Genomic DNA, 13,692 nt, shown 5'->3' with positions numbered 1-13,692 from the left:
AGTTTCAGCCGTGTCTCTGAAAGATCAGCTCAAGGATCAACAAAAGCTCGCCATGCTGGCCAAGAACAAGGCCCGCCTGGGGACGATCCGTTTGTTGATGGCCGAGATCAAGCAGCGTGAAATTGATTCCCGTATTGAGCTCAATGATGAGGATATCCTCGCTGTCGTGACCAAGATGGTCAAACAGCGCCGTGATTCCATCAGCCAATATGAGGCCGCTGGTCGCCAAGATCTCGCCGATGTCGAAGCCGCCGAGATCCAGGTGCTGCAGGAGTTCCTGCCGCAACAGCTGACCACTGCCGAAATTGATGCCCTGATAGAGCAAGCCATCGCCCAGAGCGGTGCTGCCGTCATGGCCGATATGGGCAAAGTCATGGCTGTCTTGAAGCCAAACATTCAGGGGCGTGCCGATGTCGGCGCCGTCAGCGCATTGGTGAAAACCCGCCTGGCGTAACAGGCTGTGCTCTCGTTGGTCGAAGAAGCCGTGCTTCCCTGGGAATGCGCGGCTTTTTTATTTTTCTCCTTATGAATCAGGATGGTTATGGCAGGCAGGATCCCGCAATCCTTCATCGATGATCTGCTCGCTCGTACCGATATCGTCGAGCTGGTCGACTCACGGGTGCGATTGAAAAAGGCCGGCAAGAATTATCAGGCCTGCTGCCCCTTCCATAACGAAAAGAGTCCCTCCTTCACCGTCAGTCAGGAGAAGCAGTTCTATCACTGCTTCGGCTGTGGCGCCCACGGCAATGCCATCGGCTTTGTCATGGAGTATGACGGCCTCGAATTCCCCGATGCCATCGAAGAGCTCGCCAGTATGCAAGGTATGCAGGTGCCTCGCGAGCAGAGTCAGGGCGGCTCTGGCAATTCCCAACCGGCCGTCAGCAAGGATCTATATGAGCTGATGAACCAGATCGCCCGTTTCTACGAGAGCCACCTCAAGAGCGCCACCCACGCGGTGGAGTATCTCAAGGGGCGTGGCCTCACCGGCGAAGTGGTCAAGCGTTTCAACATAGGCTATGCCCCGGGGGATTGGGATCAGGTGCGGCGCCGCTTTGGCACCAGCCGGGAGCACGAGCAGCTGCTCATCACCGGCGGCATGTTGATCCCCCGCGACAGCGGCCCCGGCAGCTATGACCGTTTTCGCGATCGCATCATGTTCCCCATCCGCGACAAGCGAGGCCGGGTCATCGGCTTCGGTGGCCGAGTGCTGGGTGATGGGACACCCAAGTATCTGAACTCCCCGGAAACCCCCATCTTCCACAAGGGACGCGAACTGTTCGGCCTCTTTGAGGTGAAGCAGGCGCACAAGGATCCTCGCCGGATCCTGGTGGTGGAGGGCTACATGGATGTGGTGGCGCTCGGTCAGTACGAGATCGACTATGCGGTGGCGGCGCTGGGCACGGCCACTACCAGCGACCATATCCATACCCTGTTTCGCACCACCGCCGAGGTGGTCTGCTGCTACGACGGTGACAACGCCGGTCGGGAAGCGGCATGGCGGGCGCTGGACAATGCCCTACCTCACTTGCAGGATGGCCGCGAGCTCAAGTTCGTGTTCCTGCCCGATGGCGAGGATCCCGATTCTCTGGTGCGTCAGATTGGCAAGGAGGGCTTCGAACAATTGTTGGACGAGGCGCAGCCCTTCGCCGATTTCATGTTCGAGCGTCTCGCACGGGATGCGGCCCTGACCGGCGAGGCGGGCAAGTTCGAGGTGGCCAACAAGGCTGCCGAGCTGATCCGCCGGGTGCCGGAAGGCTTCACCCGGGAGGGATTGATCACCCGGCTCTCCAGCATGATGCGCTGGGGCGAGAACCAGCAGCGTATTACCGAGCTGTTTGCCCGTCATAGCCAGCCCAAGGTGGAGCAGGCCAAGCCGCAGCGAGGCAAACTGACCCCTCTGCGCCGGGCGCTGGCGCTCATGGTGCAGTATCCCGGGGTGACCGCCGAACTGCCCGCCATGCCGGAACTGGCCGGGCTCAAGTTGCAGGGAATTGGGTTTCTGCTCAAACTGCACCAGCAGATCCTGGCCCAGCCCGGCATCACCACGGGGATATTGCTCGAACACTGGCGTGGTACCAAAGAGGGAGAGATCCTGGCTCAGTTGGCCATGCACGACTTGTTCGAGATCCAGCTCGAGCGTGAACCGGATATCTTGGGCGAGTTGCAAGACACCTTCGTCGGCTTCATCAACCAGTTCTTGAAGCAGCGCATCGAAGAGTTGCAGACCAAGGTGGCCCAGCAAGGACTGAGCGCCGAGGAAACCAAGGAGCTGATGATGTTGATCCGGGAAGTACAGAATGAGAAAAGAAATGACATTGGGGCTTGATATCTGAGTGGTTAGTCCCAATATAAACAGGGTTGCCCGAATCGACGGGAATTAGATGCAAAAACCTATAACCACCTGGCCCCGACAAACAAAGCGGGCAGGGGTTTCTCAGACCGACGCCGCAACCAGACATAGCATGTCTGGCGGTTTTCTATTAGAATTGGCTATTTGCGCACCAGCGCATCGCTCGCGCAACCTAGCAACACCAACCGGATGAGTTCTATGGAGCAAACCCCGCAGTCTCAGCTTAAACTCCTCGTTGCCAAAGGTAAAGAACAGGGCTACCTGACTTATGCCGAGGTGAACGATCACCTCCCTCAAGAGATCGTTGACTCTGATCAGATCGAAGACATCATTCAGATGATCAACGACATGGGTATCCAGGTAGTGGAAAACGCACCGGATGCCGATGACCTTATCATGGCCGAAGGCGGTACCGCCGACGAAGATGCCGCCGAAGCGGCGGCACAAGCATTGGCCTCTGTTGAATCTGAAATTGGTCGCACCACGGACCCGGTCCGCATGTACATGCGGGAGATGGGCACCGTCGAACTGCTGACCCGTGAAGGCGAAATCGATATCGCCAAGCGTATCGAAGACGGCATCAACCAGGTGCAGAGCTCGGTGGCCGAGTACCCGGAAGCCATCACTTATCTGCTTGAACAGTACGATAAATTTGAAGCCGAACAGCTGCGTCTGTCCGACATCATCTCGGGTTTCATCGATCCCAACGAGGCCGATGATGTGGCGCCGACGGCGACCCATATCGGTTCCGAGCTCAGCGAAGACGACCTCGCCGACGAAGATGAGGACGAAGACGAAGACGAAGATGAAGACGGCGACAGCTCGGATGACGACGGGGACGGTGGTCCGGATCCCGAAGTCGCTCGCGAGAAGTTTGGTGAACTGCGTGCCCAGTACGAAGTCACCCGCCTCTCCATCCAGAACAACGGTCGTGCCCACGACGAAACCCAGGCCGCCATCGCCCAGCTGGCCGACGTGTTCCGTCAGTTCCGTCTGATGCCCAAGCAGTTTGACCGTCTGGTCAACAACATGCGCGAGATGATGGAGCGTGTGCGGGTACAGGAAAGGATCATTCTCAAGCTCTGCGTTGAGCAGGCCAAGATGCCGAAGAAGACCTTCGTCGCTGCCTTCACCAACAACGAGTGCGAAACTGCCTGGTTCGAATACCAGAAGCAGGCTGGCAAGTCCTGGTCTCCCCGTCTGGTCGAGATGGACGAAGACGTGCTGCGTGCCATCGGCAAGCTGCAGCAGATCGAGGAAGAGACGGGCCTGTCGATTGCCCAGATCAAGGACATCAACCGTCGCATGAGCATAGGTGAGGCCAAGGCCCGCCGTGCCAAGAAAGAGATGGTCGAGGCGAACCTGCGTCTGGTTATCTCCATCGCCAAGAAGTACACCAACCGTGGTCTGCAGTTCCTGGATCTGATCCAGGAGGGCAACATAGGTCTGATGAAGGCGGTGGACAAGTTTGAATACCGTCGTGGCTACAAGTTCTCGACCTATGCCACCTGGTGGATCCGTCAGGCCATTACCCGCTCCATCGCGGATCAGGCCCGTACCATCCGTATCCCGGTGCACATGATCGAGACCATCAACAAGCTCAACCGTATCTCCCGTCAGATGCTGCAGGAGATGGGTCGTGAACCGAACCCGGAAGAGCTGGCCATGCGCATGGGCATGCCGGAAGACAAGATCCGCAAGGTATTGAAGATCGCCAAGGAGCCCATCTCCATGGAGACGCCCATCGGTGATGATGAAGATTCCCACCTGGGCGACTTCATCGAAGATACCACGCTGGCCCTGCCGGCGGATGCGGCCACCAGCGAGAGCCTGCGCAATGCCACCCGCGAAGTGCTGGCCGGTCTGACCGCCCGCGAAGCCAAGGTGCTGCGCATGCGCTTCGGTATTGACATGAACACGGACCACACCCTGGAAGAAGTGGGCAAGCAGTTTGACGTCACCCGTGAGCGTATTCGTCAGATCGAAGCCAAGGCCCTGCGCAAGCTGCGCCACCCGAGCCGCTCGGAAGTGCTGCGTAGCTTCCTGGACGAGTAGTCCTGTGGCATTGCCCCCGGCTATCCTCCCCAAAGCCCCGCCACGCGGGGCTTTGTTTTATTTATGTCAGGGGGATCACGCACTTGGGGATCGAATGGACAAAATGTCGCCAAGTGATTGATATGGCTATGGACTAGGGCTTTTCCATCCCCTATAATCCACGCCGCAAACCAACACATATGGCCCCTTAGCTCAGTTGGTTAGAGCAGTCGACTCATAATCGATTGGTCGCCCGTTCAAGTCGGGCAGGGGCCACCACATTCAGACAAGGCCGCTCATCATGAGCGGCCTTGTCGCTTCTGGCGTATTCACCAGTGCCTGTCTGGATCCTCTACGTGGAGAGCCATGGCGCACGCACGGGATGAGCGCAGGATCCTGAGGGGTTTGCACCAGCAGAGCGAGCGGCGCCTCGCACGCCTCCTTGTGGCGACCCAGATTGTCATGGACCAGGGCGCGAAAGACGCGCCCCCTGCCTGTGGCAACCGCGCCAACCCTTGCTCCAGGGCCTCCCTGGCTAGGGCAGAAGCTGCCCAGCCTCAGCCCCAGCAAGACACCGCGTAGTGTATCCCCGGTCAGCCCCAGGGCGATCAGCTCGTGATAGAGGGGAATGGCTTCCCGCTCGCGGCCGAGTCGATCGTGCAGGCTTGCCACCTCGTCATGGCCGGCATCCTGCGGCGTTCGCCCCAGCGGCGACAGATCATGCTGACGGGCCTCCTCGATGCGCCCCTCCGCTTTGAGGGCCATCCGTTCTCTCATCCGCTCTCCTTGCGCCCGATGTCATGAGTCATGGCGCGAGCCTGCCAGGCTGTTCGGACGAACCCAAGTCGTTGAACCTGATGTGGGTGGTGAGGGACGAGGCGCGAGCCGAGCCCCAATGCAAAAGACCCGCCTTGGGGGGTGGGTCTGTTGTGGGACATCACAGCGGGTCTGACCACGCCTTGTCTGGCTGGCAAGGGGACTCAGTGCTCCTTGCCCGGCAGCATGCGCCGCAGCAGATTGCTGCGCTGGCGCCAGGAGGTGAACACCAGGGCCGTCAGGTGCAGGGCGATCAGCCCTTGCAGCCCCCAGGTACACCAGGTGTGCCAGTCATAGGCTTCCAGCTCGAAACCGAGTTCAGTGTTCTGAAACCAGCCGGTGAAGCCGGTAGCGAGCACGGTCAGCCAGATGGCCCAGACCGCCAGCTTGCCGCTGCCGTGATGGCCGGGGGAGGCGGGCAGCCGCTCGCGCATCTCCCGCGCCTGCTGGTGAAAGTCCTCTCGGCTGGGGAGCAGGGCGCCCAGGCGGGCATCGCCTTTGGCCAGGGTCAGCCCCCACAGCAGGCGCAGACCGATGAGGGACATGGCAAGGTAGCCCAGCCACTCGTGCCACTGCTCCCCCGACTCATTGAGCCAGAGGTTGGCGATACAGGCGATGGCCAGCCCCCAGTGCGTCAGACGCACCAGGGGATCCCAGCGAAAGGGGTCAGCCTTTCTGCTTGGCATATTTGTGGTACTCCTTCTTCAGATCATTCACCTTGGCCAGGTGCTCACGGGCCTTGGCCTCGTCACCCGCCTTGAGGGCCGCCAGGCTGGCATCCAGCTCGCTCTGCACCTCGGTGAGGCCCTCCAGGAACTTCTCCTTCTTGGCCGTCGGCATCTGGCGTGTCTTGGCTTCGTCGATCTCGGCGCGCATCTGGTTGATGTGCTTCTCCATGGTGGCCGGATCGCTCGCCTTGGTGGCCTGCTTGTAGTTGAAGCCCATCTTCTTCATCGGCTGCTCCAGATCACCTGCCAGGGCGGGCAGGGTGAAGAGGCCGAACATCAGCGGCAGCAGCAGGGGGCGAACGGTATTAAACATGGGATCTCCTTATTCGATAACGACATGAGTGGGCTGCAATTGAACCCTTTACTAGGTTCTTACCTTGCATGATGCCACGAGGTACCGTGAACCGTTTGTGAATAGTTGGTTTTTTTGTGACAAAGGGTGACAGAGGGTTGACGGGGCGACACGAGTTGCCGGCCGTGGAGTTCATCCTGGTGTGCGCCTCCCGCGACCAGTGGCGGGGACTGCGATCCCGGGGGGCGAGCAGGAAGAAGGGCCCCGCGGGGCCCTTGGTCATGGTCGTATATGGGGGGGCTGCGCCCTGTTACTGGGGGAGCAGGCTGTAGGCGAGGCTCTGGTCGTTGAAGCGCACCAGATGAGGTCCCCTTGCCTGGGTGCCTATGTCTGCGCCGCCCGGCTCGGCGATGCCGTCCCCATTGCTGTCCCCATAGCCTTGGGTCCAGTCGCCCTTGACGTCAAACTTGAAGCGCTGAGCGCCATTGGCATCGCCGGTGCCGGTAAAGTCGACGCTGGCCTGCCACAGGTGATCGCCGACCAGGGTCATGGTCGTGTTGCCCCAGCCGTTGAGGGTGCCGCGCAGATTGAGCGTGGGGAAGGTGCTGGCGAAGCCGCCGATCGGGCTCAGGCTGTAGTGCAGGGTCAGATCGTTGAAACGCACCAGATAGGTGCCTGTCACCTGGGTGGTGATGTCGGCCCCTGCCTGCTCAGCCACGCCATCCTGATGGCTGTCGCCATAGTTCTGGCTCCAGTCCCCCTTGACGTCGAACTTGAAGCGTTGGTTGGTCTGGCCGTCGAAGGTGACCTGGGCCTGCCACTGATTGTCGGCGACCAGGGTCATGGCAAGGGATCCCCAGCCATTGGGGGTACCGCGAAAGTGCAGGCTCGGCAGCGCGCTGGCGTAGCTGCCATTGTCGTCGGCGACGGTCACGGTGGCGCTGGCACTGGCGGTCAGTCCCTCGGCGTCGGTGACCGTCACGGTGACGGTGTGAGTGCCAGGGGTGTCGAACTGGACCGTCTCGCTGGCGTCGGTACCGCCACTGGACCAGAGGTAGCTCACCACGCCGCCATCGTCGCTGGAGGCGGAGGCATCGAACACCACGCTCTCACCCGCCTTGACGCTGAGTGTCCTGGGGGAGAGGGCGGCGACCGGCGCCTGATTGCTGCCGAGGGCCGTGATCGAATAGCTGAGATCGCTCTCCTTCAGGGCGACGCGGTAGCTGCCCGTGCCGCTGAACAGGATGTCCTGGGCGCTGCCCTTGTCGGCGATGCCATCCCCCTCGTTGTCGCCATAGCTCTCGGTCCAGTTGCCGAAGACGTCGAACTTGAAGCGCTGGGCACCGGTGGCGTCACCCGCGCCGCTGAAGTTGACGATGGCGGACCAGACGCGCTGCTCGTCCACCGTCATCTGGCTGGTACCCCAGCCGTTGTGGGTGCCGCGCAGGGTCATGCTGCCGAACTTGCTGCCCGGCAGGACAGCACCACCGCAGGGGCTGGTCTTGGTGCAGCCCGAGACCATGGCGGCGGCCTTCATGGCGGGGACGTTCAGGCTGGCCTTGCCGCTGCCGTCGACCTGGATGTAGGCGCCGCTGCAGTAGTCGTTGCCATTGAGGATGTTGCAATACTCGCCGGCCGGCAGGCCGGTCTGCACCGAGGCTACCAGGCTGCCGTTCTCGTTGTTGATGGCGACGAAGCCTTTGTCTCCCCGACCGAAGGCTATCTGGTTGTTGCCGTTGTCCCACCAGTGGCTGACTGGCTGGCCTTGGGTGCTGTTGTGGAACAGGGCCATGTTCATGATCTGGGGGCGGCGCTGTTCACAGTTCCACTGACCATCGCTGCACGGTGTGCTGGCGGGCGCCCCCTTGTCGGTCTCGTACTTGCCCATGTCCTCGAAGCGATAGCCGGACATCACCTGCTTCCAGCCATAGGGCCAGGCCATCATGAAGGTGTTGGCCAGCTCGTAGCGGGCGCCGCTCATGAAGGTGAGCATGCCGCCGCCACCGTGGCCCCGCTCGCGGTCGTGGTTGACCACGAAGACGAAGGCCTTGCCGGAGGGGAGCAGGCCCCAGCTCTCGCCCAGGGTCTTGAGCTGCTTGATCTGGCCGTTGAAGTTGGCGGCGAGATCCGTGCCGTACTTGAACTCGGTGACGGTGTCGACATAGGTGTAACGGCCTGGCTGGATGTCGGGGGACTCGCCGCCTGCGCCTATCACCTCCAGGTAGGCCCTGGGGCTGCCCGCCTTGTCGAGGATCGCCTTCACATCGGCGGGGGGCATGTGCTTGGCCGCATCGATGCGAAAGCCTGCCACGCCCCAGCCGAGCAGGGTCTTCATGTAGTCGGCTATCTGATCCTGCACATAGGGGGACTCCGTCTTCAGATCCGGCATGCCGTAGAGGGCGCCGTTCCAGACGTTGTTGCTGTCGCCGTAGTTGCTGATGTCACCGTTGTGGTGAAAGTCGTTGTAACCGAACTGGGGATACTGGAACTGGCCCGAGTGGTAGCTGCCGCCGCCGGTGGCGGTGCCCGAGCCCGATGCCAGCTGGTTGAAGACGGCGTCGGCGTAGACCTTGACCCCGGCCGCGTTGCAGCGGGCTACCATGCTCCTGAGCTCTGCCTCGCTGCCGCCCAAGCTGTTGAAGTTGTTGAAGCTGACCGGCTGATAGACGGTCCACCAGTACTCGCTGCCCTGCTTGTGCTGCGCCGGCGGGGTGATCTGCACCGAGCCAAATCCCTTGGGACCCAGTACCTGTTCGCACTCGTTGGCGATGTCGTTGAACTTCCATTGGAACAGATGAACCATGACCCCTTCTGCCGTGGCAGCCTGGCTCAATGAGCCCAGTGCCGCGGCGAGGATGGCGGTTCGAAACAGTGTGGTGTGCATGACGATTTTCCCTTCGATCTTGTTATTGGCTGTCACAGTCGCTTTTTCGAACGGACATCGAACAATCCTCGTTCGGTTGATCAGCATTGATGAAATAGCGGTGCGTGAAAATAGAAGGGCGGGGATAAGTTGAGAAGTGTGAGTGAAAATGCTTTCAACGGCAGAGAACGTCAGCGATCCGACGACAAAGGCTGAAAGCGGTTTCTTGAGGGGCGAAGGTAGGAAAAATGGAAGGGCCCGCAGCGGCGGGCCCTTCGAGGATGGGCGCTTACTCGCCCTGCTCGCGCGCGATGGCGCGCCAGCCGATGTCCCGGCGGCAGAAGACGCCCTGCCACTGCACCTGGTCGGCCAACTGGTAGGCGCGGGCCTGGGCCTGGGCCACCGTCTCCCCGAGGGCGGTAGCGCACAGGACGCGCCCGCCGCTGGTGACGACGGTGTCGCCCTCGAAGCGGGTGCCGGCATGGAACAGTTTCTCGCCCGGCACCTCTTCTTCTGGCAGGCCGCTGATGGGCAAGTCCTTGGCGTAATCACCGGGATAGCCGCCGGCCGCCAGCACCACACCGATGGCGGCGCGGGGATCATAGACGGCCTCCTGGCCTTCCAGCTCGCCGGCGCAGGCCGCGAGGCAGAGTGCCACCAGATCGGACTGCATCCGCAGCATGATGGGCTGGGTCTCGGGGTCGCCGAAGCGGCAGTTGAACTCGATCACCTTGGGGTTGCCTTCGGCATCGATCATCAGGCCGGCGTAGAGGAAGCCGGAATAGCGATTGCCTTCCGCGGCCATGCCGCGCACCGTCGGCATGATCACCTGCTCCATGGCGCGCTGGTGCACCAGGTCGGTCACCACGGGCGCGGGGGAGTAGGCCCCCATGCCACCGGTGTTGAGACCGGTATCGCCATCGCCGACCCGCTTGTGATCCTGGCTGGTGGCCATGGGCAGCACCTGCTCGCCGTCCACCATGACGATGAAGCTGGCTTCCTCGCCGGTGAGGAACTCCTCGATCACCACCCGGGCACCGGCATCGCCGAAGGCGTTGCCGGAGAGCATGTCACGCACCGCCTCTTCCGCCTCTTCGAGGGTCATGGCGACGATCACCCCTTTACCGGCCGCCAGGCCGTCGGCCTTGATGACGATGGGGGCACCCTGCTGGCGCAGATAGGCCAGGGCCGGCTCCACCTCGGTGAAGTTCTGGTAGGCGGCGGTGGGGATGGCGTGGCGCGCCAGGAAGTCCTTGGTGAAGGCCTTGGAGCCCTCCAGCTGGGCGGCGGCGGCGGTGGGGCCGAAGATGGTCTGCCCCTCGGCGCGAAACGCATCCACCACCCCTTTCACCAGGGGGGCTTCCGGGCCGACTATGGTCAGCCCTATCTGCTGCTCCTTGGCGAAGGCCAGCAGGGCCGGGATGTCGGTGGCCTCGATGGCGACGTTCTCGACGCCCGGCTCGAGCCGGGTGCCCGCATTGCCGGGGGCCACGAACACCTGGCTCACCAGGGGGGACTGTTTGGCCTTCCAGGCCAGGGCGTGTTCGCGACCGCCATTACCAATTACCAATACTTTCATGTCTGGGCTCTCGAATAGGGATCAGGGTCGGATCCGAGAGGGCTGCCTGGGCAGCCCTCTTCTGATGATCAGTGGCGGAAGTGGCGCATGCCGGTGAACACCATGCACATGCCGTGTTCGTCGGCGGCGTCGATCACCTCGCTGTCGCGCATGGAGCCACCGGGCTGGATGACGCAGGAGATGCCCGCGGCGGCGGCGGCATCGATGCCGTCGCGGAACGGGAAGAAGGCGTCGGAGGCCATGACGGAACCCGCCACGGTCAGCCCCTCATCGGCCGCCTTGATGCCGGCTATCTTGGCCGAGTAGACTCGGCTCATCTGGCCGGCGCCGACGCCTATGGTCTGGCCGTCTTTGGCGTAGACGATGGCGTTGGACTTGACGAACTTGGCCACCTTCCAGCAGAACAGCAGGTCTTTGAGCTCCGCTTCGGTCGGCTGGCGCTTGCTGACCACGGTCAGATCCCCCAGGGTGACCATGCCGTGATCCCGCTCCTGCACCAGCAGGCCGCCGTTGACGCGCTTGAGGTCAAACCCTTGCGCCGGCGCCGTCCACTGGCCGCATTCCAGCAGGCGAACGTTCTGCTTGGCGGCCACGGCGTCGCGGGCGGCCTGGCTGATGCTGGGGGCGATGATCACCTCCACGAACTGACGGGCGACGATGGCGGCGGCGGTGGCGCCATCCAGTTCGCGGTTGAAGGCGATGATGCCGCCAAAGGCCGAGGTGGGGTCGGTCTGGTAGGCGCGGTCATAGGCACCCAGCAGATCGTCGCCGATGGCGACGCCGCAGGGGTTGGCGTGCTTGACGATGACGCAGGCCGGCTCACTGAACTCCTTCACGCACTCCAGCGCCGCGTCTGTGTCGGCGATGTTGTTGTAGGAGAGCGCCTTGCCCTGCAGCTGGATGGCGCTGGCCACCGAGCCCGGTGCGGCCTGCTCTTCGGCGTAGAAGGCGGCAGCCTGGTGGCTGTTCTCGCCGTAGCGCATGTCCTGCTTCTTGATGAACTGGGCGTTGAAGGTGCGCGGGAAGCGGGACTCCTCGTCGCCCTCCTTGTTGTCGCCGTATGAGGGCACCAGGGTGCCGAAGTAGTTGGCGATCATGCCGTCGTAGGCGGCGGTGTGCTCGAAGGCGGCGATGGCCAGATCGAAGCGGGTGGCCAAGGTCAGGCTGTTGCCGTTGCCGTCCATCTCGGCGATGACGCGCGCGTAATCGGCCGCCTTGACGACTATGGTGACGTCCTTGTGGTTCTTGGCGGCGGAGCGCACCATGGTCGGGCCGCCGATGTCGATGTTCTCGACGGCGTCAGCCAGGGTGCAACCAGGCTTGGCCACGGTGGCGGCGAAGGGATAGAGGTTGACGACGACCATGTCGATGGGGGAGATAGCGTGCTGGGCCATGATGGCGTCATCCTGGTCGCGACGGCCGAGGATGCCACCGTGAACCTTGGGATGCAGGGTCTTGACCCGGCCGTCCATCATCTCGGGGAAACCCGTGTAGTCGGAGACCTCGGTCACCGGCAGGCCGGCGTCGGCCAGCAGCTTGGCGGTGCCGCCCGTCGAGAGCAGAGCCACGCCGCGCTCGTTGAGTGCCTTGGCAAATTCCAGTATGCCGGTCTTGTCAGAAACACTCAGCAGTGCACGGCGAATGGGCCTGGCTTGTTCCATCACTCTATCGTCCTCAGGGTGCGGGGACTTCCATGCAGGCTGTGTAAGCACCATGACACAGAGAGTCCCCAAATAAATGGATGTGGGGGTATTTCGCAAACCACTCTGGGGCCCGGGAGGGCAAGAGTGGTTTAGGAAATGCCCGCTTGGTGCGGCGCTCTCTTGTGGGCGCGTATTCTACACAAAAAATGTGAGCCGTGGTGGATTTTTTGTCGCGGCAACCCCTTGTGCCACAAGGGGCTAAACGTTTTTCTTGGGTTGATTGGTAAACGTTTTTATTTTTAGTGAGTTAGGGGTAAAGGCGAGGCGGTCAGGGGGATCCCGTGTTGTTTCCGGCCCTTGGCTGGCAATTTGGTGGCAAAGGCGGGATAGTGACAAGGTTTGGCTTCAAATGAATTTTTTTGACAGCCTGGGTTCATAACGGTGGCCCATGGAGGCCGGGTTGAGGGGCAGACATGTACCGGATTGGAGAGCTGGCCAAGGCGTGCGGGGTCAAGGCCGACACCCTGAGGTTTTACGAAAAGAGCGGGCTGATCGCCCCCAGCATCCGCAACGAGTCCGGTTATCGGCTCTATGGCGAGCAGGACAGGCGGCGGCTCGAATTCATCATCCGCGCCAAGTCGGTGGGCTTCTCCCTGATGGACATAGGCGAGCTGCTCGCCCTCGATACCAACAAGGCCAGTGTGACCTGCCAGGAGGTGAAGGCGGTGGCCGATGCCAAGCTGGTACAGGTGGAGCAGAAGATAATGGAGCTGACCCGCTTTCGCGAGAACCTGAGGGCGCTGTCCGACATCTGCTGCGGCGGCCCCCGCTCGGCGCAGCACTGCGCCATCCTGGAGACCCTGGAGTCCGGCGCCCCGTCCCGCCACGAGCATCATGATCATCGCCATGAATAGGGTCTGGGGAACGGGGGGCGACCCCCTTGCCCCGGCGGTGATTCAATGACAGAATCGCCGGGTTTTTGACCGGTTCGGGTTGTCGGGCGGGCCTGCCGAGGCTGCCTCAACCCCTGAATGAAGAGCGTGACAATGAGGAGCCATCATGGCCAAGAAGAGGAAGGATGACGTCAGCATGGCGTCTGTGATGACAACCCAGGAGCCGGGTTATGCCCATCGACGGGGCGAGATCAAGGATAACCACCTGCAGGCGCTGCTGACGGATCCGCTGTTTTGCAGCCGGGTCGAGCCGAGCAGGAAGGGCAAGGGGAGTTACCAGCGCAAGGCCAAGCATGGCAAGCGGTGGGAGCCCGGCCAACAGCGGATGATCCACGTCTGCTGCTGAGCGGGTTTCTGCCGGCCAGGCTGGCCAGATGACAAAGGGGCGCCATCGGCACCCCTTTGTCGATACGATAACGCAGTGACTATTGGTG

General features: G+C 62.0%; 11 protein-coding genes and 1 tRNA gene. 6 read left to right on the top strand and 6 right to left on the bottom strand.

What is annotated here, in order from left to right:
- Positions 1 to 10: 10 nt before the first annotated feature.
- From ACLHZ1_RS11340 to ACLHZ1_RS11325, 4 genes are all read left to right on the top strand, one after another.
- The gene (locus ACLHZ1_RS11340; RefSeq protein ID WP_427262174.1) at positions 11 to 454 is read left to right on the top strand and encodes a GatB/YqeY domain-containing protein; all 444 of its coding nucleotides are present in this window, start codon (positions 11 to 13) and stop codon (positions 452 to 454) included.
- A gap of 87 nt (positions 455 to 541) precedes the next feature.
- On the top strand, positions 542 to 2,326 hold the full coding sequence (gene dnaG, locus ACLHZ1_RS11335; protein ID WP_427262173.1) for a DNA primase: 1,785 nt from the start codon (positions 542 to 544) through the stop codon (positions 2,324 to 2,326).
- A gap of 168 nt (positions 2,327 to 2,494) precedes the next feature.
- Positions 2,495 to 4,405 (top strand): RNA polymerase sigma factor RpoD, encoded by a 1,911-nt coding sequence (gene rpoD / locus ACLHZ1_RS11330; protein WP_258955577.1) that lies wholly within the window; start codon positions 2,495 to 2,497, stop codon positions 4,403 to 4,405.
- Positions 4,406 to 4,586: 181 nt separating this feature from the next.
- Positions 4,587 to 4,663 (top strand) — tRNA-Ile (locus tag ACLHZ1_RS11325).
- A gap of 3 nt (positions 4,664 to 4,666) precedes the next feature.
- Here the strand turns inward: ACLHZ1_RS11325 and ACLHZ1_RS11320 are convergent.
- From ACLHZ1_RS11320 to purH, 6 genes are all read right to left on the bottom strand, one after another.
- Positions 4,667 to 5,161 carry a tetratricopeptide repeat protein gene (locus tag ACLHZ1_RS11320; RefSeq protein WP_427262172.1) on the bottom strand — a complete coding sequence of 165 codons (495 nt, stop codon included), beginning with the start codon at positions 5,159 to 5,161 and terminating at the stop codon, positions 4,667 to 4,669.
- A gap of 203 nt (positions 5,162 to 5,364) precedes the next feature.
- The gene (locus tag ACLHZ1_RS11315; protein WP_427262171.1) at positions 5,365 to 5,886 is read right to left on the bottom strand and encodes a cytochrome b/b6 domain-containing protein; all 522 of its coding nucleotides are present in this window, start codon (positions 5,884 to 5,886) and stop codon (positions 5,365 to 5,367) included.
- Entirely contained in the window at positions 5,867 to 6,241 is a 375-nt protein-coding gene (locus ACLHZ1_RS11310; RefSeq protein WP_427262170.1) for a cytochrome b562, read from the bottom strand. The genes ACLHZ1_RS11315 and ACLHZ1_RS11310 overlap by 20 nt, the downstream gene beginning before the upstream one ends.
- A gap of 289 nt (positions 6,242 to 6,530) precedes the next feature.
- Complete coding sequence (locus ACLHZ1_RS11305; protein ID WP_427262169.1) at positions 6,531 to 9,104, bottom strand: alpha amylase C-terminal domain-containing protein; 2,574 nt, start codon at positions 9,102 to 9,104, stop codon at positions 6,531 to 6,533.
- A gap of 268 nt (positions 9,105 to 9,372) precedes the next feature.
- Positions 9,373 to 10,662 (bottom strand): phosphoribosylamine--glycine ligase, encoded by a 1,290-nt coding sequence (gene purD, locus ACLHZ1_RS11300; RefSeq protein WP_427262168.1) that lies wholly within the window; start codon positions 10,660 to 10,662, stop codon positions 9,373 to 9,375.
- Between the two features lie 68 nt (positions 10,663 to 10,730).
- Complete coding sequence (gene purH / locus ACLHZ1_RS11295; protein WP_427262218.1) at positions 10,731 to 12,323, bottom strand: bifunctional phosphoribosylaminoimidazolecarboxamide formyltransferase/IMP cyclohydrolase; 1,593 nt, start codon at positions 12,321 to 12,323, stop codon at positions 10,731 to 10,733.
- Between the two features lie 455 nt (positions 12,324 to 12,778).
- On the opposite strand from purH, the gene zntR reads away from it, so the two are divergent.
- Entirely contained in the window at positions 12,779 to 13,219 is a 441-nt protein-coding gene (gene zntR, locus ACLHZ1_RS11290; protein ID WP_427262167.1) for a Zn(2+)-responsive transcriptional regulator, read from the top strand.
- 145 nt (positions 13,220 to 13,364) lie between these two features.
- Positions 13,365 to 13,604 (top strand): alternative ribosome-rescue factor A, encoded by a 240-nt coding sequence (locus tag ACLHZ1_RS11285; RefSeq protein ID WP_427262166.1) that lies wholly within the window; start codon positions 13,365 to 13,367, stop codon positions 13,602 to 13,604.
- Positions 13,605 to 13,692: the final 88 nt, after the last annotated feature.

It is taken from the genome of Aeromonas sobria (genome assembly GCF_050266975.1).
Classification (GTDB): Bacteria; Pseudomonadota; Gammaproteobacteria; order Enterobacterales; family Aeromonadaceae; genus Aeromonas; species Aeromonas sobria_B.
Note: the sequence above shows the minus strand (reverse complement) of the source record. Positions and strands in the feature narration are given on the sequence as shown.